This is a genomic window from Lachnospiraceae bacterium JLR.KK002 (genome assembly GCA_036941025.1).
Lineage (GTDB): Bacteria > Bacillota > Clostridia > Lachnospirales > Lachnospiraceae > Petralouisia.
Genome location: JAYMNP010000001.1, coordinates 790,070 through 814,726, shown reverse-complemented (window position 1 = coordinate 814,726; position 24,657 = coordinate 790,070). Strand labels below are relative to the sequence as shown.

Here is a 24,657-nt window from a genome sequence, read left to right as displayed (position 1 = left end):
CGGAATCCGCAGAAAACAGGAAAGACTCTATGGACAATTATCATACATATCAGGAATTTTTAAATGATTTAATATACTGGGGAAGAAAGGCCTGGGAACAGCAGCCGGATTTTCATCCGGAAGAAGCATTTCACATCCTCCTTCAGAAGTCTGTGGAAAGCACAGGGCAGGATGTATTTTCTCCCTTTCTCTACCTTGCCCTTTCATCACATCTGTCACAGGAAGAAATGCTGCTGCTGGCGGCGGCGCTGTACAGCGGACTCCGCAAAGGCTGCCTTACTCCCACCATATGGAACCGTTTCCTGGAAAAAGAGGAATCACTTTCTTCCGGTATGGATTTGTACTACCAGTCCGCTCCCGTGCTCTTTCGGCGGGAACCGGACGAAACGGGCGAACCGGGGCTGTTCCTGGAACCCCGGATTTTTCTTTTTTTGCAGGGCGTACTGCCCCGGCCCCGGTATCTGCCCGGTCTGAACTGGTACCGCCGGACAGAAGAACGCCTGCCCTGTCTGGGGACAGATATCCGTCTGTATCCTCAAATCGAAGCCTGCCTTTCTCAGGTTCCGGGAAAAAAACTGGTATACCTGCAGGGCGCGAAGGGCAGCGGACGAAAGCTGAATTACGCTTATCTGGCCGACCGTCTCCATATGAGCCTGGCTGTTATTTCCTATGAGCTGCTGCAGAGCGAAAGCCAGCTCCGGGAAATGCAGATTGAGTGTCTTCTGAACCATGCCATGTTCGCAGTGGAACTGCCGGAAACAGAAGAAGATCTGACGCCTCTTTTGTACTGGCTGGAGGAAGAAGAAACCATTTTCCTTCTGGGCATCCGGCCGGAACTTCCCCGCCAGGAATTTGCCCGGCGGCAATATCTGCCTTTCTCCATCTCCACCCGGAAGGTACTTAAGGACAGAGCGCTTTTTGAAGCTCTCACCTGCTCTTATCAATGGGAGCGGGAAGAAACAAGGCTTGACTTCCTTGGAAGATACAATTTTCTGCCAGGCAGAATGCGGGATATTCTGGAGCTTGCCAGTGCCTACGCCCTGCGGGACGGCACTGCCTTCCTTACCGACGAACATCTCAGACAGGCCGTACCCGGCGTTTCTTCTCATTCACTGGACAAATATGCCTCCCGAATCCAAAGCCTTTACCGGATGGAAGACCTGATTCTGCCGGAACTGCCGAAACAGAAACTGCTCCATATTATCCGGCGGGTACGCAATCAGAAGCTGGTATTCGAAGAATGGGGATTTCTGGAAAAATCTGCCTACGGCAACGGCGTTTCCATGATTTTTGCCGGGCCTCCGGGAACCGGAAAAACCATGGCCGCCCAGGTAATGGCCGCCGAACTGAACATGGAACTGTACCGGGTGGAACTGCCCGCAGTTGTGGATAAATACATCGGAGAAACAGAAAAAAAACTGAACCGGATTTTCGGAGAAGCGGAAAAAAGCATGGCCATCCTCTTTTTCGACGAGGCGGACGTACTCTTTTCCAAACGAACGGAAATCAAAGAATCCAATGACAAATACAGTAATATGGAAATTGCATTCCTGCTGCAGAAAATGGAGGAATACGAAGGAGTGAGCATTCTGGCCACCAATTACCTTCAGAACTTTGACAGTGCATTCCGCCGCAGAATCAGCGATATCATAAATTTTCCCCTGCCCGACGCGGGCCTGCGGCGCAGAATGTGGCAGTCCATGATTCCTTCCAGACTCCCGGTATCCGATGAAATTGATTTTGACTTTCTGGCCGGACAGTTTGAAATCACCGGAAGCATGATTAAAAACGCACTGATTTATGCCAGTTTTCTGGCGGCAGAAACCCGGCCGCCTCTGCTGGACATGCAATTAATTCTGAAAGGGCTCAGTCATGAGCTGGAAAAAAGCGGTAAAAAACTCAGTCGTGAGGAGTATGGAGAATATGGCCACTTATTTTGAAGAAGAACGTAAAAAACCTCGCTGGGAATCGGGACAGGCCCTCCTGCACCGGGAAACCCATACAAAAGAACAGCCCCGGAAAGAAAATCTCTCCGGAAGGCCTGTCCGGGAAAACCTCCGGAAACCTGTCCGGGAAACCTCCGGGAAAACTACCGGCGTGAGAAATTCCTACGGAACCCTGCAATTTCTGAAACGGGAAAAAAAACGGGGCCATGAGCGGGAAGGACTCTCTCTGGAAGCCTTTGAAGCCCCCGGCACTCCCCTGCATTCAGAAAAGGAAAAACATCTGGAACGCAGCTCCATGAAACGAATCCTTCACGGAGATAAACAGATGCTGTTTTCCTCCGAAGTCCCCCTGCGCAGCCAGGCGCTGTTTTATGATCTGGACGGAGCAAAGAAGGGCGGGGATTTTCTGGAATGCATGAAACAGCTTCTGCACCGGCAGAACCACCGGACGCTACAGGATGTTTTCGGATTTCTGGACCAGGAACCGGAACAGAAAGAACTGGATGTGCTGCGGACAAAACAGAAAGAATATTTACAGGCCGGACAAAAGGAATTTCTGCCGGAAGAAACCGGCCATATCAGCCACCGTATCGACGAACTCAACGGCCGGCTTCTCCGGAAAAAAGCCAGAGAACGGCAGCTTCTGGGTGATTTGAAGCTCATGTTAAATCAGCGTACCAGGAAAGACCAGAACACCGGCTCCGCCCCCTCCATGGCAGAATCCCAGGTACCACAAAAAACCGAAAAAAATCGCCATGACGACAGCATTCTGCGAAGACTGCGGCAGCAGGAAAACGGAACTGCAGGGACTGCCGGGGAGACAGAACAGGAACAGACGGAAGAAAACGGAGAAGGAACATCCTGAGGGTTCCTCTCCGTTTTACGTTTCTGTTCCAGGCCTTTCTTTCTACAGCTCAGTTTTCCATTCCCCGCAGTCGTTCCACCAATGCTTCTTTTGCAAAAATGTGCATGGATATCAGAGTAATCAGCAGCGGTACCAGTATCAGCACCCATACATAAGCACAGGTGAAAAACACCGGAAACTGAAATTTCATATAATATGCGCCCCGGTCATACAGCAGATTGCTGAGTCCATAGCCGCACCCCACTCCAAGGGTCATGGTAACTCCAACTGTAATGCCTGCCAGCAGCAGGCTTTCTCCCAGGAGCATTTTCCGTATCTGGCTTTTGCTCATGCCGATGGATTCCAGCATGGCAAGCTCCTGTTTGCGGGTAACAATATTGGTAATCAGCGTGTTCATCATACTTAAAATGCTGAACATCATAATGAACCCGGACAGACCGCTGATCGTTCCGAAAATCCCGTTTAAGGCCTGGGCGTCCGCAGTCCTGCGGTCTGCAAGGGTTTCCAGATCTAATTCTGGATGTTCTCCCACCATGGCCGACAGCTTCTCTCCCACAGCTTCCTCCTGTACGTCTTCCACAGACACCAGCAGACGGGCATTTAAGCTGCCGCAGGGCAAAAAGTCCTGGACTGCCTGTTCCGGCATGAGAAACCACCCTTCCATTTCACTGTGGTCCAGCAAATACCGGTCATCCAGAATACCAAGTACGTCAACCTCTTTTTCCGCCATTTTGCTGCCGTCATAATAGTGAAACACAATGCTGTCTCCCACCTCAAATCTCCAGCCAAAAATTTCTTCCGCAACATCATTTCCTGTCACAAGAACAGAATCACCGCTGAACAGTTTTTCCTCATCCACACACCCGGACTCCAGATACCTGTCCAGCCCTTTCATTTCTTCGCCGGTCAGAGGATAAATCCCATTTCTGTCTCCGTATTCGTTTTTTTCAGGATAATCATAAGCGACCCCCGGTTCCCGGATTTCCCGCACCTTCTTTACCCCGTCCAGAGCCAGAATATCTTCTGTCATTTCATCCCCAAGCAAATCTTCTGCCTGCAGGCCGCTTATACCGTATTCATGCAGTTCTGCAGCCGTCCCGGAGTAAAAAATATGAAATTCCGCATCTGTAAAATATCCCTGCCTTGCATAGTTCTCCCGGTCAAAGGAAGACAGATACGTTGCTGCCGTCATAAAAAGAATGCCTCCCAGAGCCAGAGACATCATGGTAACAGCCGCCTTTCTCCTGTTTTTGGTAAAATTCATAACACCCAGTCCAAAGGGCGTCAGCCTGCGGCATGTTTTTTTATTTCCGGCCTTCTTCATTCCGTCCTGAGGCACATAGCGGAGGGCTTCTATGGGAGAAATCGACGCCGCCATACGGGCCGGCCTGTGCACGGAGCTCATGGTAATTCCGTAAATTATCAAAAATACCAGGAGGATAATCCAGAGGGTGCTGAATATGGAAAACCCGTCCGGAATAATAAAATATCCTGCAATTCCTCCTGCCAGAATCCCAATGGGTGCGGCACGAAGAAACAGAATAATACCTTCGCGGGGCACGAATTTCCGGATTTGTTTCCTGGTCATGCCGATGGTGCGAAGCTGGCCGAACTGATGAATTCTTCCGATAACGGACAGATAAAATACACCGTAAATCACCAGAACGCAGGCCAGCAGAATCACCATGCCCACAAGACCGTAAATCATAACAGACTGTGTGTCCACCGAAAGAGAATCTGCAAAGGCCTTTGAAGGATTCACATACTTTCTCTCAATTCCCGCAGCCCGGCCGATTGCGTAAACGGTTTCTTTGAACTCTCCGGCTGAAGCATATGCTGTATCACGCAGCTTTACGTATGTTTCATACGACATATCTTTTAGCTGGCTGCCCCGCTCGGCATAGCTTTCTGAAAAAAATATGGAAAACTGTTTTGCATTGCCGCCGCCCTTCAAAATCCCTGATACCGTAAAAGTTTTCCTGTTCCCGTCATAAAATGTAAAAGTAACGCTGCTGCCCGCCGCCGGTTCTGCGCCCATCTTTTCCAGCAACGGTCTCTGTACAGCGATTTCTTTTTCATTTTCGGGCATTCTGCCTTCTTCCAGCTCTGCAACCCGGATTTCCTCCGAAAGCCGGCTTACATAATAAGGCCTCAGGTCAAACCCGTCCATCTCAGAAAGAATCCCCGACTTTACCTGTATCTGAAAAGCAATGCGCTCATCTTTTTTCAGGCGCTCCGCCTGCTCCGGCGTAAGTTCATAATAGCCTGCCTGATAGCTGTGGGACAGACGGTTCTTCTCCTGCCGGTTCCGTCCTGCCGCAAACATCAGAATTACAGTCAGAAGGGCGGAAGCCAGAACAATGGTAATCATCACAAAAATATTCCGCATACGTCCTGATTTCAGACTCTGCCTGGACATAAGGGAAATCATGTCTGCCGTTACTTTTCTGCTTCTCATGATTCTTCCCCCTGTACCTGTACTTTCCCGTCCTCCATACGGATTCTCACGTCTGCTTTTGCGGCAATTTCCTGGTTATGGGTAATCATAACAATGGTCTGGTTAAATTTTTCCCCTGTCGTCTTCAGCAAATCAATGACTTTTTCTCCATTGCGGCTGTCCAGATTTCCGGTGGGCTCGTCAGCAAGAATAATCGCCGGTTTTGTAATCAATGCGCGGGCAATGGCCACGCGCTGCTGCTGGCCGCCGGAGAGATGGGCGGGATAACCGGCCTCTTTCCCTTCCAACTCCAGAAACTGAAGGATTTCTCTGAGAAATTCCACATCTTCCGTCTTCCCGTCCAGACGGACAGGCAGCACAATATTCTCATACACCGTAAGCCAGGGAATGAGATTATAATTCTGAAAAATAAACCCGATACGTCTGCGCCGGAACACCGTAAGCTGTTCTTCTGTCAACGTTTCCATGGCCCTGTCTTCCATCTCCACACTGCCGGAATCCGGAATGTCCAGACCGCCCAGCATATTCAGCAATGTGGATTTTCCGCTGCCCGATGTGCCGACGACAGCCACAAACCGGCCCTGCTCCACAGATACGTTTACATCATCCAGAGCCTTTACAAGGCTTTCGTCTCTGCCGTAATATTTTTTCAGATGAGATGCTTTTAAAATAGTCATGGTATTTCCTCCTTACTTTTCCACACTATTATGCATATCATATCTCATCTGAACCGCAATACAAGGGAGGGCGCAGATTCTAACACCCAAAACGCAGATTCTGTTACTCCTTCATAAAAATTATGATAAATTCCACATATTGAGGGAAAGATAATCTTTCATTACAGTATATCTCCCCAGTAATCAGTTATCTCTCTCATAAAAGCCTTCCGCCTGGGCTGGCTGACCGGAATCCGCTCTCCCGTAGTCAGAATCGCTTCCAGCTTTTCCACCCCTCTGATAAAAGACATATTCACCACAAAGCTCTGATGGCACTGCACAAACTGAGGCTGTCCGCAGAGCAGTGCGGATATCTCCTTCATATTCTTATAAATAACCTGTTTCTGTCCCTCAAAATGCAGCAGTACATTGCGCTTTTCCGTCTCGGCATAAGATATATTTTTGTACAGTACCCGGTATCTGCCATTCTCATTTGCAAAGTTCAGATATGGCTCGTCTTTTCCCCGATACCGGGCAAAGTAACGGTCAAGCTCAATCTTCAGCACTCCGTATTTTACTGGCTTCACCAGATAATTCACCGCATTGTATTCATAACCTTTCCATACATACTGTTTCAGCGAAGTAAGAAAAATAAGGCCCACCGAACTGTCCATCCTGCGTATCTCATCCGCAGTCTTCAGGCCGTTGAGCTTTTCCATTTTTATATCCATAAATATCAGGTCATAATCCGGCTGGTACGACTCCAGCAGTTCGCTTCCGTCATGGTAAGCAAAAAAACAGAATTCTCTGTCTGTCTCTGAGCCGTACCGCTCCAGATTCTCTTTCAGTTCTTCAATCAGTGTATCTTCGTCGTCACAAATGGCTATTTTATACATAACTTTTCATATCCTGGTATTTTACAATCCCAGCAGTTGCCTTTTTTTAATTTCAAATTCTTCCTTTGTAATAATACCACGCTCCAGAAAATTATGCAGTTTTTCCAATTGTTCAAGACTGTCATCCTCCCGGCTGTCCGAAGGGAATATTTCAGCATTATTCTTACGGGCATTTACCGCTACAGTAATAAGATTCTGTATTTCCTTCAATATCTCTTTCTTACTGGTGACAGAAACGTCAATGGTCTTTACTTTTGTATGAACAGTAATATGCCCGCCTGTCATTCCATTGCCTGAAGAATTAACCGCTTCTACTTCTTCCAGGCCAAAGCTCTCGTCCATTTCCGTAAAACCGGCTTTAAAGGAAAACAGTATCCTTCTGTCCGTCACTGTGAAAATTCCCGGCAATTTATCTTTTTTTCTAACATTTACACTGTAAATCACTGCATTTGCAGGTGTTATATACAAAACTTTTTCATCTGGCCACAGCATACTCTCTGCTCGCTCAATATTCTTTTTATTTCCAAAGGTTTTAATATTAAATTTTTCCAGACATGCATTAATATCTTCACGCATATAAGTTTCCTCCTGTTCAATCTCCCTGCTTGTCACAGACTGGTTATACCACTATTTTACCCGAATATTGAGCAAAAGACAATCTTTTTCCGAAACCTGTTGACTGCACCCCCAGGGACGGGTTTATGATACAGTTAAGCAACAACATAATTCTTTGCAGAAATTCACCTGCAATTCAAAATTTTAACCGGAGGTGCAGCTTATGTTAATCCATGAAGCATGTCAGAAGTCTTCTCTGACCAGAAAAGCTGTGGAATATTATATGGAACAGGGGCTTATTTCCCCGGCGATTCAGGAAAACGGTTATCGGGATTTTTCAGAGGACGACATCATCCGGCTGAAAAAAATTTCCGTTTTGAGACGTCTGGAAATTCCCGTCCCCGCTATCCATGCCATTCTGTCAGGACAGTCGGAAAAAGAACTGCGGGAAATTTCAGAAAAAAAGAAAGCGGAGCTTTCACTTCTGTCAGAAAAACAGAAACTGATTCAGGAGCTTTCCGAAACGCAGGACTGGGAACTGGCCCACAGACGGTTGCAGCAGCTTGAACATAAACAGTCTGTCCTGGAACGTCTGAAAACGTTCTTCCCCGGCAGTTATGGAAGATTTGTCTCCCTCCACTTTGCACCGTATCTGAACCACACCATTGAAACAGTGGAACAGCAGGAAGCCTTTGACACTGTTCTTACATTCCTGGACAATGCCCGGCTCAACCTTCCGGATGAATTACAGGAATATCTGGATGAGACTTTCTCGCATTTTGATGAAACTTTTGCAGAAAAGATATCTGCCGCTACAGACGCAGCCATCCGGGACCCCGAAACGTATATGGCGGAGCACCGGAAAGAGATTGCGCATTATCTGGCGTTGAAAGAATCGGAGGCATATCAGGCAACGCCCGCTTACCGTCTGGAGCAGGCATTGCGGCAGTTCACTGCTTCCAGCGGATATAACGATGTATTTATTCCTGCCATGTGCCGGTTAAGCGCATCTTACCGGCATTATCATGAGAAACTGCAGCAGGCCAATCATGTAGTAAACCATTCCATTAAAACCTCTTTTTAATTTTCAGAATATTCTGACCCTCCCGGTACTCATAAGAAATCTCGTCCATGGTTTTCTTTACCATGAAAATCCCAAGGCCTCCTGCCTCACGTTCCTCCAGCGACAGGCCCACATCCGGGTCTGCTTTTGCCAGAGGGTCGTAGGGCACTCCCTGGTCAATAAATGTGATAATCACTGCCACAGGCTCCTCTGTCACCTCCACCCGTACCGTGGCCGGTCCCACATCCGGGTTATAGGCATAATGGGCAATATTCCCAAACAGCTCGTCAATGGCAATGTCAATCTGCATCTGTGCTTTCAGCGGACAGCCCAGTTCTTCCAGCCGGCTGTCCACAAACTCCGTCACCTTCCCGATATTTTCTATGGTTGCATCCACATGAAGTTCCTGCATATTCATTCTTTTCCTCTCCCGTCTTCCCACCTTTTAAGATAACTGCCCTTTCAGCCCCCATGCGAGGTATCCGGCTTTTGCTCCATGGATTCTCTGTACTCCAGGCACAGCATGGTAATATCATCAAACTGAGGGGCGTCTTTTACAAACTGTTCCACATCCCTTTTTATTTCCGGCAGCAAATCTCCCGGCGCCTTATCCCTGTGGCTGTTCAGGATATCCGTAAGACGGGTGCTTCCATACATTTCGTTCTTCCCGTCTGTAGCTTCCGGTATCCCGTCGGTATACAGGAAAATACTGTCTCCCGGTTCCAGCTGCAAACTTCCTTCCCGGTACCGGATATCTTCCATTCCCGCAAGGACAAATCCGGGACGCACCCGGTACGGTACAAAATCCTCTCCCTTCCGGCAGAGATAAGGAACTTCGTGCCCTGCATTGACATAACAGAATTCCCCGGTCACCAGATCCAGCACCCCTTCAAAGGCTGTGATAAACATCCCTTCACTGTTGGAACTGCAGAGCAGATTGTTCACTTCCGAAAATACGGTTCCAAGAGAAACCCCCGGCCGGGTATGGTCTTTCAGCAATGTTTTGCCGATTACCATAAACAATGCGGCCGGAACCCCTTTCCCTGATACATCTGCCACCACCACTGCAATATGCCTTTCATCCACCATAAAGAAATCATAAAAATCGCCTCCCACTTCCTTTGCCGGATCCATGGTGGCATAAATATCAAATTCTTTCCGGTCCGGAAATGCAGGGAAAATGCAGGGCAGCATGGAAGACTGAATATGGGTGGCCACCGACAGTTCCGCCCCAATCCGCTCCTTTTCCGACGTTACCTTCGCCAGATTATCAATATACCTGTCCAGTTCTTCCAGCATATAGTTAAAGGAATTTGCCAGATCCTCAATCTCATCTCCGGTAGACAGCCCGATGGCCTGCCCGTGAAAGTTGCCGCTGGACGTAATCTGGTCTGTAAATTTCACCAGCTTTCCCACAGGAGCCAGCAGGTTTCTCTGAACAAGCACAATATAGCACAGAATGGCCGCCAGCATTATCCCGGCAGAAATTCCGAACATGGTACGCAGAATGGAATTCAGGTGATCCCGGACTGCCTGCATATCAAGAATATACTGGATTTGGGCAATGGCATTTCCATTTTCATCCAAAACGGGCCAGGCCGCCGTATAATTGTATCCATACTGATTATCCGTCACCTGAGGTTCCAGGGTGCCGGTATTCTGACTGTACAGTTCCCGGTTCTGATAATATTTCTGCAGTTCTTCCCTGTCTCTGGCCGCATCCTCATACAGAATCTCCGTGCCCCAGGGAATCTGATTTGCCTTATCGTCCCCCATGCTCTCCACACAGGCGTCAATATAAAAAGTCACGCTTTCCTCATGAGGCACCACCAGGGACAAAAAAGTAATTCCGCCGTCCTTTTTCAGCTCATTCATCATGTCATACATTTCCTGATATGCGGCTGTATTGTCACCGCCCTCTCCAAGCACAGCCCTCACATCTTCCGGAGAAAGTATTCGCGCAATGGTTCTGCTGCCATTGACCACCCGGTAAGCATACATTTCTTCAAAATAACTTTTTGATACAAAATAACTGAACATCGAAATGCTGACTGCCAGAATGCTCCCCATAATAATCAGCGAAATCATAAATTTGGGCAAAAGTTTTAATTTTTTCATCCTGACATCCCTCTCTTTACCGGCTGCCTGCTGCCATCACCAGCCCGCATGATACTTCCTCCGATTCCTCCACAAAATCAATCCGGAATTTTTCATAATTTTCCGCAATCTGAGTCCTGATACGGGCATATTCCTGATTTTCAGGAAAAAGCCTGCACAGTTCATCAAAATCCTCCGGGAGATAGGAGAAAGCAATTTCAAACATCTGCTGTTTTTTCTCTTTTTCCCGGCGGGCAGCACTGATACGGTCGCTGTATACCGTGACGTGCTGATAGCCGCAGGACCCCAGCATACCGGGGATATCCCCTCCCAGACATCTGCTGCCGGACAGCATATCTTTCTCACACAACTCCAGAAACAGCCGCATTCTTCCCTCCCTGTCGGGAGACATATGGCTGAACCGATCGTCCGTCTCAATGGAAAGAATCGTCCCTCCGGGTTTTAAAAAAGGTCTGATTCCGGCAAGGAGTTTCCCCGGCTCTCTCAGGTGCATAAGCACAAAAGAAATATTAATTATGTCAAATCCCTCAATCCCGGAAATTTCCATAATATTCCGGAGGGAAGACTCAAAACCGCTGCTTTCCACATCTGCCTGATAAAAGCGGAATTTTCCGCCTCCGTACATATGGCCGGCCCGTTCCACCAGCTCTCTGTGGTATTCCAGTCCAATCACCCCTGCCACACTGTCTCCGCAGAACCGGTCGGCGGTTCTGGTTCCGTCATTACAGCCAATGTCCAGCACCATCATCTGTTCCCTGCCTGCCAGCACTTTATCATATACCGGCTGTTCCTGCTCTTTCAGGAACCTGTGCTGCATGGCCAGCCGCAGAAGTTCCTTTTCCTGTTTATATACATCCCTGATCTGCTCCATGTTCCTCACCTGTTCTAATCCGAAGCAGCCGTTCCGTCTGCTCAGGACTGAAAAATATACGCGGCTTTCTGTGGGCCTGTTCTCCCTTTTCTGAGAGGAACTGTCCTGCCAGCATTCCTCTTTTCACCGGATATACTCCGGGACTTTCCAGCATCCCCAGATTTCTCACATCATCATAGTCCGGGGAAAGTTCCCGCAGCTTCCAGTCAAAACAGGATTCCCACTGTACGCCATTCTGTTTTTCTGTTTCCACAAACAGGCAGTATCTGCAGGGCAGGCTCCTGACGTCCATGCCCAGTGTGAAATCCGAAACCTTCACATTCTGTTCTTCCGCCCATCCCAGCACTGCTGCCTGAACCGTACCGGCGTCCAGTTTCTCCCCGGCAATATCAGACACCTGATTTCTCCTTCCCACCACCTCAAATACGGGCGCCTGTTCCAGGAAAGATACAATTTTAATGAAGTCCCCGGTCCGGTAACGGTACAGCCCGGAAAAAGTGGTGATGACAGGCTCGTATATTTCACCTGCCCGCACACCGCTCAGAGTCACTGCCTGCCCCTCTTTATCTAAAAACTCATAATATCCGCTGCCTGGCAGCAATGCATATTCTGCCCGGTTAAGTTCCGGTGCAATTCCCGCCATACATTCCGAAGAAGCATAAGCAAAATAAGAAACGGGAATATCCCCGATATAATCTTTTAAGGATTCTCCCTGAAACGGATACATACTGCCCCCAATTCCGCTGAGAAAGGAAAGCCTCTTCCACAGCCTTGGAGCAATGGGCGTTTCAAATCCTTCCGAAAAAATCTGTTCCAGTTCCCGGATTCTTTCCGGAGAAGGGCCCTGCGCCAGCAATATCTCCTGCACCTCCCGCTCAGGGCACCAGGAAATTTTCCGGCTTTTCATATCAGCAAGAAGCTGTCTCCAGTTCTCCTCCAGATATCCAAACAGCAGGAGGATATCATACAGGAAAATCGCCTGTATGGACACAAGCTCCGGACAGCTCAGTGCAAGCCAGGCTTTCACATAGGCCACGTGCCTGATTTTATCTGAAAACAGCAGTTCTTTTCCGCCTGCAAAGGAAGAACATTCAAAAATACCGCAGGACTCCAGATATCGGTACCAGGCTGCTGACAGCAGATTTTTCCCATCTTTATCCGGGCGGAACACGCTCATATGAAGATGGGGCCCTTTCCGGCCGCCGGACAGTTCATAGAGCATTTCATAAATATAAGAGCCATACCGCCGCAATGCTTCTTCTGTAAGACAGAACTCTTTCTGCACTCCGGTGGTTCCTGATGTAACCAGTATGCATGACACCGGATATACCGTATAAAATTCCGGTTTCTGTCCCATGGTTTCGTAAGCCGGGTACTCCGTAAGGGGAACATGCTTCCGGTAATCCTCCTCTGAACAGATTTCTGAAAAACCGTGTGTTTTCCCATACCCCGTGTTACGATTCTCCCTCAGAATCTTACGAAGATTCTCTCCATTCCTTTTTTCCGCCTCCTGAAATTCTCCATAAAGCTGTGAAATTGCCGGATTCCGGGGTTCTTTTCCAAAACCCATACCTGATTTACTCAATCGTAAGGATATCTGCAAACCCGGTCACTTCAAAAATTTCCATTATCGTCTCATTCACATGGATTACCTTCATGCTGCCCTGCTTTTTCATGGTTTTCTGAGCGCCCAGAAGGATACGAAGTCCTGCGGATGACAGGTAATCCAGTCCTTCCATATCAAAAATCAGCTCTGTAACACCTTCCAGTCCGGAGTCCAGTTCCTTTTCCAGTTCCGGAGCTGTGGTAGTATCCAGTCTTCCTTCCAGTACAAGAGATAACTGTGTTCCATTTAAATATTTTGTAATTTTCATATCATTCACCTCATGTTTCTTTCACATAACATACCGCCGCCTGGTATTCCCCAAGGCGGTATTCCTCAAACTGATAATTTCTTTCATCCACCTGCTGGAGAAGGGTAACCTTCCCATTTTCTTCCATCCGTATCTCAAAATCATTCAGAGGCAGCGAAAAGCCCAGACCCGTTGCTTTCAGAAAACTCTCTTTCAGGGTCCAGATACGGTAGAATGCTTCCTTCTGCCTCTGTTCTCCCTGCTGCCCTGCCACATACTCATATTCGCCTGGACAAAAGTATTTCTTCGCCAGAGCCAGATCCGCCTGCTGCATCCATTCCACATCACACCCCACTTCCGACTCCGCAAATACTCCCAGAACCAGCTTTTCGGAATGGGACAGATTAAAGTGAATACAGGGATATTCCGGCAGATATGGTTTGCCCTCCGGCCCACAGGCAATCAGAACATCCTTCTCCCTCAGCCCATGCCGGGAAAGTCCCAAATCCAGAAGTATACCTGCTCCCAGGGAAAGGTTTTTATCCTTCCGGAATCGGTAAGCGTCGATTTTTTCCCGGCGCGCGGGAGAAAGCATTTCATAATTTTTCCGGAAACAGATATCGTCCTCCAGTTTCCAGGCGTCCAGCCTGTACAGCCTGTCCCGCCTCATCTGTCCAGCTCCACAATAGTATTGTTCATATTCAGTACCCGCATATACTGGAAGTCTGACATTATCTTTTTCAGCAGACCGATTCCTCCCACTGTGATTTCTTCCAGTTCCTGCTCATGCTCCAGAGGATTAAAGGGGATACCGTCGTCCCGGACTCTCAGTATATATTTGTCATCCTGAACGGTAAAGCTGATATCCATATAGTTCTTTTTCCCATTCCGATAGCCGTACTGCACAATATTGGCCGCAAGCTCCTCCACCGCAAGGCCAAGGATATTGGCGTCTCTGTCATCAATCTGATGTTCTCCGCAAAATGCAAACAGCTTCTCCCGGAACGCTATGACCTCTTTCAAATCATTTTCCAGAGAGCATTCCAGAAATGTTTCATTTCTGACCTCCGGAAGCATATAAACGCCGCCCTCAGATTTTCCCTTTCGCTGGCCCCAAATCCGGTACAGGGAACCCAGCAGTATGGTAACCATCTCGCTTATCACAGCCATCGCGCATACCCCTGTCAGCCCCCACAGAAAGATTCCTCCCAGGGTCAGGGGCACAATCACCAGAAATCCCTGCAATACCGTAATCACAGTGGACAGCCCCGGCTGCAGAATAGTCTGATAATAGGACATCAGGAACTTGTTGTATACATAAAAAGGAAAGCTGCAGGCGAAGATACGCAGAGCTGTCTTACAGAGCTCCAGCATCTCCCCTTCCCCAATACCGAACAGACCCGCTATCACCTGGGGCGCCCCCAGGAAAATCACCAGCAGCGCCCCGATGGCGACGTAGCTGTAGGTAAGCACCCGTTTACAGAGGGTGCGGATTCCATAATAATCCCGCTCTCCATAGAGGATTCCTGCAATATTCTGGATAAGGCCGATAATCCCGCCCACGCAAAGTTCCGCAATCAGCACCGCATTGGCACAGACAGAATATACTGCCATGGAATCATTTCCCAGTACCCTCACAATGGTTGAATTGATAATCACAGATTTCAGGGCGGACATCAGGGTAAAAGCCCCGCTGGGAATTCCCGCCCTCACCGCCAGCTTCACATATGGAAGCAGCTTCTTATCCGGTTTCTGCAAATACAGCATCCGCTGTCCGGAGCGTAAGTAACATACCACCGTCACCATGCCTGCCAGATAACCGATTACCGTGGAAAGGGCGCTGCCCGCCATCCCCATATGAAATTCCTTAAGAAACAGAACATCCAGCACCAGATTGATTGCATTTGCAATGATAAACAGTGCACTGCCCAGCCGGGGATGGTTATCCGCATTCATGAAATAGCAGAAAATAATGGCAAGAGTCAGAATGGGGATTCCGGCAAAATTCACCATAATGTAAGGCTTTACCAGCTCCGCCATGGCCTCGTTTCCGGCAAGGGCCATGGCCAGAGGGCCCGGCAGTATCGGTGTGAACAGTGCAAACACCAGAGAAACTGCAAGGCCGGCTCCCAGAGAGGCAGTAAGCACGCTGCCTGCCTCCCGGACATTCCGCTTCCCAAGCAGTACGGCTGCTTCCGCAGCGCCGCCCATGGCCAGTACCATGGCGGCCATCTGAAGCAGAAGCAATACGGGCATGGAAAGCTCAATGGCAGCCATGGCGTCAGGCCCCAGAATATTTCCTACAATCATGCCATCCACCACATTGCCAAGCTGCATGGCCACGGTCATCAGTATGCCCGGCAGAATATACTGGTGAATTTTTTTGTTGATCAGAAAATCATTTCGCTCCATAGGGCTTACATCCTTCCGTCAAAGAATCCCAGCGTTGCCAGTGCCTCCAGTCCATGGTTCAGGTAGTTTCCGTCCGGCATGGGCCATTTGAATCCAAGACGGTAAAGGGCCTTTGTGGTAAAGCTGTTGTCCCCGTCTATGTATGCGGAGCTGTTATCTTTATCGCTGGAAGAATATGCAATCAGTCCTGCTATCAGCTCATTTTTCTCCTCATTTTCCAGAGCCTGATTCAGGGCATTCCGGAATTCTTCATCTGTTACAGCCGCAATGGGAATCCCCAGCCGGTTCATCTGCTCAATCACATCCGCCATCTGTATCAGGTAGCTGCTGTAAGCATGGAATACCGTGAAATCCCCCTGAGAGGAGGCCAGTTTTACAATGGCTTCCGCAGTGGAGTCAATGGGAGAAAATTCTGCCGGCATATCCAGCATGGAAACCGGGAATTTTCCAAGGGCCACATAACCCCGCAGGGTGCGCATAAATCCGTTTGTCACGGAATTAATCTGGAATTCCCCGTCGCTGACCCGGCTCATCAGGTTGCCCACCCGAATCACCCTGCCTTTCATACCGGAAGCGGCCGCCTCCAGCACTGCCTGTTCCGCCCGGAACTTGGTGTCTATATATTTATTGTTCAGGCTCTGGCCAAAATACAGCTCATGTTCATGGAGCTTCTTCTCCGGCGGGAATTTACCGCCCACATTTTCTCCCGCAATACTTACGGTGGAAATCTGAATCAGCTCACGTCCGGTATTCTGGCACAGCCGAATCAGATTCAGCACGCCCTGGTAATTCACCTGCTCCAGGATATCATCTGCGGAAAAATGCTTCACACATGCGGCGCAGTTAATAATTCTGTCAAAATCATACGCTGCCAGTCCCTCCACCTGCTCTGCATTGGTAATGTCGCCTTCAATCAGGCGTATTCTGTTTCCGAACAGTTCCTCGCAGGGATTGCTGAAATAGTACACCAGCATACTCTTTAACCGTGTTTCGAGAGAAGATGATTTTCCTCTCCGAATCAGGCAGTAAATAATATTGTCCTCATGGTCAATCATATATTTTAATATATGGGCGCCCAGGAAACCATTTGCCCCGGTCAGAAGCACATTTCCAATGGAAGATGGGCGGATTTCATCCACATGCTCCTCCGTATTTCGCTGTAACATCTGTTCCAGCCCGGTGTGCGCTTCCTGATTATCCGGTACATTCCCGTCTCCTGCCTCCTTCTGTTCCATTTCCTGAATATGGCGTTCCAGCAGGAGGGGCGTCTTATAATCAAACAAATCTGCGTAGGACACCTTTATTCCCGCGCTCATACACTTCATGGCCACCTTGGAAGCTGACAGGGAGGTTCCTCCGTTCTCAAAGAAATCATCCTCAATTCCAATCTGTTCCACACCCAGAGCCATCTCAAAAATCTCACACAGCTTACGCTGAAGTTCTGTCCGGGGTTTCACATAATTTTTATTCTCCACAGTATATTCCGGCTCCGGCAAAGCCCGTTTGTCCACCTTGCCGTTGTTGGTCAGCGGCAGTTCCGGAAGCTGCATGAGCACACTGGGCACCATATAAGGCGTCAGATACTTCTGCATAAAACCAGTAAGGTTCTGCTTCTCCACCTGGCTCTCCGCCACGAAATAACCGCACAGGAACTGGCTGGAGTCTTTTTCTTTCACAAGAACCACACTGGATTTCACCGTGGGATACTGGTTCATAACATTCTCAATCTCATCCAGCTCCACCCGCAGGCCTCTGAGCTTCACCTGGTTATCCATGCGCCCCATAAATTCAATTTTTCCATGATGGTTCCATTTTGCCAGATCGCCGCTGCGGTAGGCATTACTGCCTTCAAAGGAAATAAATTTGTCCTTTGTCAGCTCTGGCTTGCCCACATAACCTCTGCCTACGCCGTTTCCAATAATCAGAAGTTCTCCCGGTACCCCTGCCGGCAGCAGGTTACGGTAACGGTCAATCATCACCATCTTAATATTAGCCATGGGCTTTCCAATGGTAATCCTGTCTTCTGTTACCTGATCAAAGGCACAGCCAATGGTGGTTTCCGTAGGCCCGTACCCGTTATATACAATGGCTTCCGTACCCAAAGCTCTGATTTTCTCATAAAGGGCTTCCGGAAATGCTTCCGCCCCCACATTGAAGACCTTTATGCGGGATAATGCTTTTTTCATCTCCGGCATATCAATAATGTTAATCAGAAATGAGGGCGTACAGGTCATCATGTCCACTCCGTAATCCAGAATCAGACTGGAAAGAGCCAGCGGGTTGTGAATTTCCTCTTCGTTTGCCATGCAGACCGTAATTCCGTGATACAGCGGAATACACTCCTCCAGAATGGACACGTCAAAGGTAATGGCCGCAAATGCCAGAGACACGGTGGCATTGTACACATAAGACTGAGCCTCCACATTAAAGGGATTGTTGTCCACGTAATTTACCAGGTTCCGGTGCTCTATCATAACGCCCTTGGGTTTTCCGGTGGAACCGGAGGTATAAATACAGTAACAGAGCTGTTCCGGCCGGACGTCCACCGTTGGGTTCTCCGTATTTTTACCCTCTGCCAGCAGTTCTTCCACTGTCAGCACTCTGGCGGAAAGGCCCTGAACCAGAGGTTTGCGTTCCCTGGACAGTTCTTCCGGCATCAGGATAAATTCTGCCCCGGAATCTTCCATAATGTAACGGATTCTCTCATCGGGATATTCCGGGTCAATGGGCAGGAATGCACCTCCTGCTTTCATAATACCCTGCCTTGCGGCATAGACGTCCACGGTTCTCGGCAGCATAACGCCCACCATCTGTTCCGGTTTCAGTCCCAGTTCCAGCAAATGGTTTGCAATTTTGTTCGCATTTTCATTCAGTTCCCGGAAAGTCAGCTTCCTGCCGCAGGCAATCACCGCTATTTTATCCGGATAGAGAGAAACCTGACGCTCAAAGAGACGGTTGGCTGTGGTCTGTTCCACCGGATAATCCGTTTTATTATAGCCGTCCAGCTCTTTACGTGCTTTCGCACTAACCATGGAAATCTCTTTTAACCGGTTCTTCTTCTGGAATTCCTGAACCACCGTAATCATGCTGTCCGTAAATCCTGCGATAGTGCTCTCCTCATACATATCCTTCCGGTATTCTGTCTGGTACAGGATTTCATCGCCGTCGATGATTACATCCATGGAAATAGGAGCCTTCGCCGTATCCAGAGAGAGTTCTTCCTGTTCCGCTTTTTCTCCGGCTATTTCCCCAAATCGGAAATTATCGCCCTGGAAGGCAAACATCAAATCCGCCCGGATTCCGTAAGTCCTGCTGATTTCTCCAAAGGAATAAATGTCATGGTTCATACTGTTCATCAACTGTTCCCCGGTTGCCCGAAGGAAATCTCCGACCTGCTGTTCTCCGTCCAGCTTACAGTAAACCGGAAGGGTTTTTACCAGCATATTGATGGTGGATGCCAGTCTGGAATCATTTCTGCCGTTGTAAATAGTAGTAAATACTGCTTCTTCTTTGTAAACATACTGCCCCGTCACGAAACCAAAGGCCGCTGTAAACAATGCGTTCATGGTAATCTTCTGAGATTTGCAGAACTTTTGCAGCTCCTTACGATTTATCTGCTCTGTCCTCCGGTACATACCCGGCCTGGGCCTGTCGTTCTTCCTGCAGTCTTTTGCCGGCAGAAAATCCGTATCGCAGCCTTTAAATATGGAGTCATAATATTCTTTTGCCAGAGAATATTCCGGCCCCTCCAGCAGTTTCTGCTCCATCAGAGAGACTTCAAACCCGCTGAACTCCTCCTGCCGGGGCACATTGCCTTCATAAGCACGGTTCACATCCCGCAGGAAAATGCCGCAGGATTCCCCGTCGCTGATAATATGATGAAATTCCAGAAACAGGTATTTTCCATCCGATGTATCGTATAACTGAATGCGGAACAGACGGTCCCCCAGAAGCTGGTAGGGCTTCACCAGTTCTTCCCGGCACAGGGAAGTTCTGATTTCCACTTCAAAAGGCTGGCTGTCATTGCGCTTCTGGCGTATATCGCCGTTTTCATCCATATACAACGTGGTTTTGATATAGGGATGGGCCTCTACCGTCTCTTCCACTGCCCGTTTCAGCCACTGCAAATCCACCTGTTTTCCAAGACGGAACAGGAATGGAATATTGTAAATCGTCGTTCCCGGATTGGCTGCGCATTCCACAAAAATGCCGTTCTGAGTCTGGGTTAAGGGATAATCTTCCTGCTTCTCATAGACTTCCCCCTGGCCTTTCTGACCTGTCAGGAACTTCTCCAGCTTTTCCACCGTATCATGTTCCTTTAAATCTTTATTCCGAATCACTGCCCCGTCAAAGGCTTCTGAAAGCAGCACATTTAATTTTACCGCTCCAATGGATGTGAGTCCTGCCTTATAAATATCCGTGGTCACGCCAAATTCCCTGTGGCCCACCACTTCTGCCACACAGTCAAAAATTTTCTCCTGGATTTCTCCCTCCGGCAGAACAAGTGTTTCCTGCTTCCGCTCCGGCATGGGCAGGGCCCGCTTATTTACCTTCTGATTCTGATTCAGGGGAATTTCATCTATCTGCATGGTGACTGCCGGAACCATATAAGGCGGCTTGCTCTCCTCAATAAAACCGTGCAGCGCGTCCACATCCACCGTCTCATCGCTTACCACATAGGCGGCAATGTATTTTCCTCCGGAAGGCTCGTCAAAAGCTGCCACCGTGGTGTCTTTAATCCCCGGAAATCTGCGGATGATTTCCTCCACCTCAGTCAGCTCAATGCGGAATCCACGGATTTTCACCTGTCCGTCCCGTCTGCCGATAAACTGAACATTTCCGTCCGGCAGAAAACGCACGATATCTCCTGTATGGTAGATCCTGTCATAGCCTTCCCGTCTGCAGAAAGGATTTTCCGTATAGACTTCCTGTGTCTTCTCCGGCCGGTTCAGGTACCCTCTGGACACCTGATAACCTGCGATACACAGTTCCCCCGGTACCCCTGCCGGAAGCCTTCTGCCCTGGCTGTCCAGCACATACAGCTTCATATTATCCAGCGGTTTTCCAATGGGGAATTCCGCCTCATATTCCCGGAAGGGATAAGTCGTGGAAAAAACAGTACATTCCGTAGGCCCGTACACATTGTAATACCTGGTGCTGCCTTCCGGCTCAAAGGGCGTCAGGGCCTCCCCGCCCATGGACAGATACTGAAGTGTCTCATGCTTCATACTGGTGGCAAAAGCCCGTCCTATCTGAGTAGTCATAAAGGAGTGGGTGACCTTATGCTCTCTGAAATACTCATCCAGCCCCTGTAAATCCAGACGGATGGATTCATCAATAATATGTACCTCTCCGCCGGTAATCAGTGCGGGATACATATCCATCATATTGGCGTCAAAGCCATAGCTGGCATAAGCGGCCACATGGCTCTCTTCTGTCAGCTCATAATACCTCCGGTACCAGTGGCAGAATGCCGCGATATTGCCGTGCTCCAGCATACAGCCCTTGGGCACTCCCGTGGAGCCGGAAGTATATAACAGGATAAACAAATCTTCCGGTTTCGGAGGCTCCGGAATCTGCTCCGCTTCCGGCAGAGACGAAATCTCCTTCGTCAGAAATGTCTGCCCCTGCCATTCCGGTACCAGCGGCAGCAGTTCTTCGTCGGCAATCAGAAGTTTTACATCGGCGTCTTTCATCATAAATTCCAGCCGCTCTTTGGGGTAAGTGGGATCCAGAGGCTGGTAGGCCCCTCCTGCCTTGGATACTCCAAGGGAGGCAATGGCCATAAATTCGCACCTTGGAATCAGCACGGCCACCGCCTGCTCTCTGCCAATCCCCACACCTGCCAGATAAGCGGCAAGACGGTCTGTCATATCGTCCACCTGTCTGTAGGTATAGTTCCTGTCCTGATATACCACTGCAATGCGCTCCGGAGTCTTTTCGGCCTGTTCCCGGAACAAATCCACAATGGTTTTGCTCCTGTCATACGCTGCTTCCGTCTGATTCATCCTGTCCAGAAGCTGAATATCCAGTTCCGATACCAGGGAAATCTCCCGGAAGGTTTCACAGGAAAGCATTCCCTTTAACACCTGCTGCAGCATCCTCAGCAGGCCTCTCGCCGTCTCCTCCCGATAGCAGTCCACCCGGTATTCCAGGGAAATCTCGTAACCCTCCCGGTTCTTCATCACCATCACGGAAATATCCGCCTGCACATCTCCGGTGGCAAGGGGCCGGGCCGGATACTGTTCCCCTTCCAGCGTCAGTCCGTTCAGCATTTCTCCCTGATATACAAACAGAATATCTGACGCAACTCCGTAATTTCCGGCCAGCTCCGCAAAAGAAATACAGTCGTGGCTCATCAGTTCGTAGAATTCCTGCTGGAATTCCTGCAGAGCGGTTTCCACCGGACTGGTTTCCTCCCAGGAGCGGTAAACAGGCAGCGTCCGGACGAACATTCCGGTAGACTGCGACAGATTTACACTGTGCCGCCCGTTGTTTACCGTGCAGAAACAGCTCTTATTTTCCCCGCTGTATTTACCCAGAACATAGGAAAATGCGCCCAGAAACAGAGTGTTCTCGGAAATCCCTTTCTGTCTTGCAAACTGCTCCACCTCCATACAGGAAACTTCTTCTCCCAGAGACAGCCTTACCTCTCTGCTTCGAGGGCTGACTGTCTGTACTTTATAATCCTTCCGCAGAGATTCTCCCGGTTCTTCTCCCTCCAGCCTGCTTCTGAAATACGCCTGTGCTGCCTGATACCGGGGCGTTTCTTTCAGGGTTTCCTCATAAACTGCCATATCCGTCATGGATATTTCTTCCGCCTTCGGCTCCTTCCCCTGATACAGCAGGGATATTTCATCCAGAAATACCTTTGTGGAAGTACCGTCAAAGATAATATGGTGCACATCAAACAGAAAATAACAGCGTCCCCTGCTCTCATATAAGGCCATGCGGTACAGAGGTTCCCCTTCCAGAGAGAATGGACGGACGAAAGCCTTCTTCACTTCCTCCATATCTTCCGTTTTCCCTGTCTCAACCTCCGCTTTCAGGAATTCCGGATGCATCACCATGGATGGAACCCCGTTGCTCAATGCAATATTGATTCCAAAGGACGGATGAGCAGCCACCGCCTTTTGTACCGCCTGAATAAACCGGTCTTTGTCAAGGGTTCCCGGCAATTCACAGCACATTGGTATATTGTACATGGTTCCTTCCGGCTCATTGATACACTCCAGATAAACCCCCATCTGAGAATCTGTCAGGGGAAATTCTTTCCGTTTCCCGGTATATTTTGGGATTACATCCTCCTCTGTTTCGGCCAGAAGACCCGCAATCTTTTCCGGCGTCCTTCCCCTTAAAATCAGCTCCGGCGTTACAGCAGATTCTTCCAGAATTTCCGCCAGCTTCAGTACATTGATGGAATCGCCTCCCAGTCTGAAGAAATCATCTTCCCTTCCCACGGTTCCGCAGTGAAGGACTTCCTCAAAACCTTTGCAGATACTCCGCTCTCTGTCATTTTCCGGCTCTTTGTATTCCGCCTTGTATTCGTCCATATCCGGCGGCAGCAACACGGTACGATCCAGCTTGCCGTTGGTATTTTTGGGCAGAGCTTCCAGCCGTTTGAAAAAACGGGGCACCATATAGTCCGGCAGATTTTCTTTCAGGGAAGCGCGAATCCTCCCTTCTATTCCGGCGGAAGGCTCCGTCTGTTCTTCTGCCACATAATAGCCGCAGAGATAATTCTGGCCGTTCTTATCCTGAAAATCTTTCACAACTGCATTTTCCACGCCCGGCACTGCCGCCATCTGAATTTCAACTTCCCCGGTTTCCACCCGCTGCCCGTTGATTTTCACCATCCAGTCTTTCCGGTTCATATAGAGGTAATTCCCGTCCGGCAGTTTTTTTACCATATCCCCCGTATGTACCAGAACTTTTCCGTCTTCCTGTTTCTGAAAGGTCCGTGCAGTCTGTTCCGGCAGATTCAGATATTCTTCCGCAAGAATGCCCCGAATGCACAGTTCTCCTTCTTCTCCTTCCGGAACCTCGTTCCCTTCTCTATCCAGCAGGAAAAATTCCAGCCCTCCCATCGGTTTGCCAATAGGTGTATTGGCCATGGCTTCTTCTATCTTATAGAAGGCCGCGGCCGCGGCAGTTTCACTGGCACCATAACAATTATATATCTCAAATCCGTCTCCCACAAGATTTGATACGCGTTCGCTTCCGGTAAGCACTATCTTCAGCGCCTTCCCTTTGTTCCGGAACAGACGCAGTATCTGGGGGCTGATAAAGCTGCAGACAATATCATGTTCGGCAAAATAATCTTCCATCAGGCGCACGTCTTTGCGCACTTCCTCCCCCAGAATATGGACACAGCCTCCGCCGCTTAACACGCTATAGCATTCCATAATCAGAACTACAAAAGACAGGGGAGCCGTCGACGCCATCACATTCTGTTCATACAGGCCGACTACATGTTTCGTCCGCCAGATTCCCTGTGAAAAGCTGGCCATGGCATGAACGATACCCTTGGGACGTCCTGTGGAACCGGAGGTATAGACAATCATCGCCCGGCTTCTGTCCTGCCTTATCTGATATTCCACCGGCTCAAACTGCCTGATATCCGCAAACCAGTCTGCATCAATCTTTACCGCTGCCTGGCAGTCCTTCTGAATATAGTCAAGACGTTCCCTGGGATATTCCGGCAGCACAGGAACAAAGGCTGCGCCCGCCATCAGAATCCCCAGTTCCGCCGCCACATACTCCATTCTCCGGTCCATACATACCAGAACCGCTGCTCCGCCTGTGATGTTGGAGCGAAGAAGTTTTGCCGCCGCTCTGCGGCCTAAATCATCCAGTTCCCGATACGTTGTGCTCCGGGTTCCATGGTAGTCCACAATGGCTGTTTTTTCCGGATACTCCTGTACCATACGCTGAAAATCATCCAAAAAATTCATATATTTCCTC

At 49.1% G+C, this 24,657-nt stretch carries 15 protein-coding genes; 3 read left to right on the top strand and 12 right to left on the bottom strand.

Translation table 11 applies throughout. The annotated features are described in order from the left end of the window. Positions 1-29: 29 nt before the first annotated feature. Together VSQ32_03935 and VSQ32_03930 are read left to right on the top strand one after the other, a co-directional pair. Entirely contained in the window at positions 30-1,940 is a 1,911-nt protein-coding gene (locus VSQ32_03935; GenBank protein ID MEH2942025.1) for an AAA family ATPase, read from the top strand. Then, positions 1,924-2,811: a hypothetical protein gene (locus VSQ32_03930; GenBank protein ID MEH2942024.1), complete on the top strand. Its 888-nt coding sequence runs from the start codon at positions 1,924-1,926 to the stop codon at positions 2,809-2,811. The genes VSQ32_03935 and VSQ32_03930 overlap by 17 nt, the downstream gene beginning before the upstream one ends. Positions 2,812-2,860: 49 nt before the next feature. Here VSQ32_03930 and VSQ32_03925 read toward each other — a convergent pair whose 3' ends face one another. The 4 genes from VSQ32_03925 to VSQ32_03910 all read right to left on the bottom strand — a co-directional run bounded on the left by VSQ32_03925 (position 2,861) and on the right by VSQ32_03910 (position 7,397). Next, complete coding sequence (locus VSQ32_03925; protein MEH2942023.1) at positions 2,861-5,269, bottom strand: FtsX-like permease family protein; 2,409 nt, start codon at positions 5,267-5,269, stop codon at positions 2,861-2,863. Next, a complete protein-coding gene (locus VSQ32_03920) occupies positions 5,266-5,946 on the bottom strand; it encodes an ABC transporter ATP-binding protein (protein MEH2942022.1) in 681 nt (226 codons plus the stop codon). The genes VSQ32_03925 and VSQ32_03920 overlap by 4 nt, the downstream gene beginning before the upstream one ends. Before the next feature lie 161 nt (positions 5,947-6,107). Then, complete coding sequence (locus tag VSQ32_03915) at positions 6,108-6,821, bottom strand: LytTR family DNA-binding domain-containing protein (GenBank protein ID MEH2942021.1); 714 nt, start codon at positions 6,819-6,821, stop codon at positions 6,108-6,110. Positions 6,822-6,842: 21 nt separating this feature from the next. Then, on the bottom strand, positions 6,843-7,397 hold the full coding sequence (locus VSQ32_03910; GenBank protein MEH2942020.1) for an SHOCT domain-containing protein: 555 nt from the start codon (positions 7,395-7,397) through the stop codon (positions 6,843-6,845). Between the two features lie 202 nt (positions 7,398-7,599). On the opposite strand from VSQ32_03910, the gene VSQ32_03905 reads away from it, so the two are divergent. Then, the gene (locus VSQ32_03905; protein MEH2942019.1) at positions 7,600-8,460 is read left to right on the top strand and encodes a MerR family transcriptional regulator; all 861 of its coding nucleotides are present in this window, start codon (positions 7,600-7,602) and stop codon (positions 8,458-8,460) included. Here the strand turns inward: VSQ32_03905 and VSQ32_03900 are convergent. From VSQ32_03900 to VSQ32_03865, 8 genes are read right to left on the bottom strand one after another with little or no spacing between them, the layout of a single operon-like run. After that, positions 8,444-8,851, bottom strand: coding sequence for an ATP-binding protein (locus tag VSQ32_03900; GenBank protein MEH2942018.1), 408 nt, complete (start codon positions 8,849-8,851; stop codon positions 8,444-8,446). The two genes, VSQ32_03905 and VSQ32_03900, sit on opposite strands and share 17 nt — an antisense overlap. A gap of 50 nt (positions 8,852-8,901) precedes the next feature. Then, a complete protein-coding gene (locus tag VSQ32_03895) occupies positions 8,902-10,557 on the bottom strand; it encodes a SpoIIE family protein phosphatase (protein ID MEH2942017.1) in 1,656 nt (551 codons plus the stop codon). Positions 10,558-10,573: 16 nt separating this feature from the next. Beyond that, positions 10,574-11,428 carry a class I SAM-dependent methyltransferase gene (locus VSQ32_03890; GenBank protein MEH2942016.1) on the bottom strand — a complete coding sequence of 285 codons (855 nt, stop codon included), beginning with the start codon at positions 11,426-11,428 and terminating at the stop codon, positions 10,574-10,576. Further along, a complete protein-coding gene (locus VSQ32_03885) occupies positions 11,403-12,998 on the bottom strand; it encodes a GH3 auxin-responsive promoter family protein (protein ID MEH2942015.1) in 1,596 nt (531 codons plus the stop codon). The genes VSQ32_03890 and VSQ32_03885 overlap by 26 nt, the downstream gene beginning before the upstream one ends. 7 nt (positions 12,999-13,005) lie before the next feature. Next, the gene (locus VSQ32_03880) at positions 13,006-13,302 is read right to left on the bottom strand and encodes an STAS domain-containing protein (GenBank protein MEH2942014.1); all 297 of its coding nucleotides are present in this window, start codon (positions 13,300-13,302) and stop codon (positions 13,006-13,008) included. A gap of 10 nt (positions 13,303-13,312) precedes the next feature. Continuing rightward, a complete protein-coding gene (locus tag VSQ32_03875) occupies positions 13,313-13,951 on the bottom strand; it encodes a 4'-phosphopantetheinyl transferase superfamily protein (GenBank protein ID MEH2942013.1) in 639 nt (212 codons plus the stop codon). Then, positions 13,948-15,693 carry an MATE family efflux transporter gene (locus tag VSQ32_03870; protein ID MEH2942012.1) on the bottom strand — a complete coding sequence of 582 codons (1,746 nt, stop codon included), beginning with the start codon at positions 15,691-15,693 and terminating at the stop codon, positions 13,948-13,950. The genes VSQ32_03875 and VSQ32_03870 overlap by 4 nt, the downstream gene beginning before the upstream one ends. A 5-nt stretch (positions 15,694-15,698) precedes the next feature. Continuing rightward, positions 15,699-24,647: an amino acid adenylation domain-containing protein gene (locus VSQ32_03865; protein MEH2942011.1), complete on the bottom strand. Its 8,949-nt coding sequence runs from the start codon at positions 24,645-24,647 to the stop codon at positions 15,699-15,701. Positions 24,648-24,657: the final 10 nt, after the last annotated feature.

What these genes read in the sequence shown, in the direction of transcription:
- VSQ32_03935 (MEH2942025.1), top strand. Translation starts at nt 30, where the DNA reads ATGGACAATTATCATACATATCAGGAATTTTTAAATGATTTAATATAC.
- VSQ32_03930 (MEH2942024.1), top strand. Translation starts at nt 1,924, where the DNA reads ATGGCCACTTATTTTGAAGAAGAACGTAAAAAACCTCGCTGGGAATCG.
- VSQ32_03925 (MEH2942023.1), bottom strand. Translation starts at nt 5,269, where the DNA reads ATGAGAAGCAGAAAAGTAACGGCAGACATGATTTCCCTTATGTCCAGG.
- VSQ32_03920 (MEH2942022.1), bottom strand. Translation starts at nt 5,946, where the DNA reads ATGACTATTTTAAAAGCATCTCATCTGAAAAAATATTACGGCAGAGAC.
- VSQ32_03915 (MEH2942021.1), bottom strand. Translation starts at nt 6,821, where the DNA reads ATGTATAAAATAGCCATTTGTGACGACGAAGATACACTGATTGAAGAA.
- VSQ32_03910 (MEH2942020.1), bottom strand. Translation starts at nt 7,397, where the DNA reads ATGCGTGAAGATATTAATGCATGTCTGGAAAAATTTAATATTAAAACC.
- VSQ32_03905 (MEH2942019.1), top strand. Translation starts at nt 7,600, where the DNA reads ATGTTAATCCATGAAGCATGTCAGAAGTCTTCTCTGACCAGAAAAGCT.
- VSQ32_03900 (MEH2942018.1), bottom strand. Translation starts at nt 8,851, where the DNA reads ATGCAGGAACTTCATGTGGATGCAACCATAGAAAATATCGGGAAGGTG.
- VSQ32_03895 (MEH2942017.1), bottom strand. Translation starts at nt 10,557, where the DNA reads ATGAAAAAATTAAAACTTTTGCCCAAATTTATGATTTCGCTGATTATT.
- VSQ32_03890 (MEH2942016.1), bottom strand. Translation starts at nt 11,428, where the DNA reads ATGGAGCAGATCAGGGATGTATATAAACAGGAAAAGGAACTTCTGCGG.
- VSQ32_03885 (MEH2942015.1), bottom strand. Translation starts at nt 12,998, where the DNA reads ATGGGTTTTGGAAAAGAACCCCGGAATCCGGCAATTTCACAGCTTTAT.
- VSQ32_03880 (MEH2942014.1), bottom strand. Translation starts at nt 13,302, where the DNA reads ATGAAAATTACAAAATATTTAAATGGAACACAGTTATCTCTTGTACTG.
- VSQ32_03875 (MEH2942013.1), bottom strand. Translation starts at nt 13,951, where the DNA reads ATGAGGCGGGACAGGCTGTACAGGCTGGACGCCTGGAAACTGGAGGAC.
- VSQ32_03870 (MEH2942012.1), bottom strand. Translation starts at nt 15,693, where the DNA reads ATGGAGCGAAATGATTTTCTGATCAACAAAAAAATTCACCAGTATATT.
- VSQ32_03865 (MEH2942011.1), bottom strand. Translation starts at nt 24,647, where the DNA reads ATGAATTTTTTGGATGATTTTCAGCGTATGGTACAGGAGTATCCGGAA.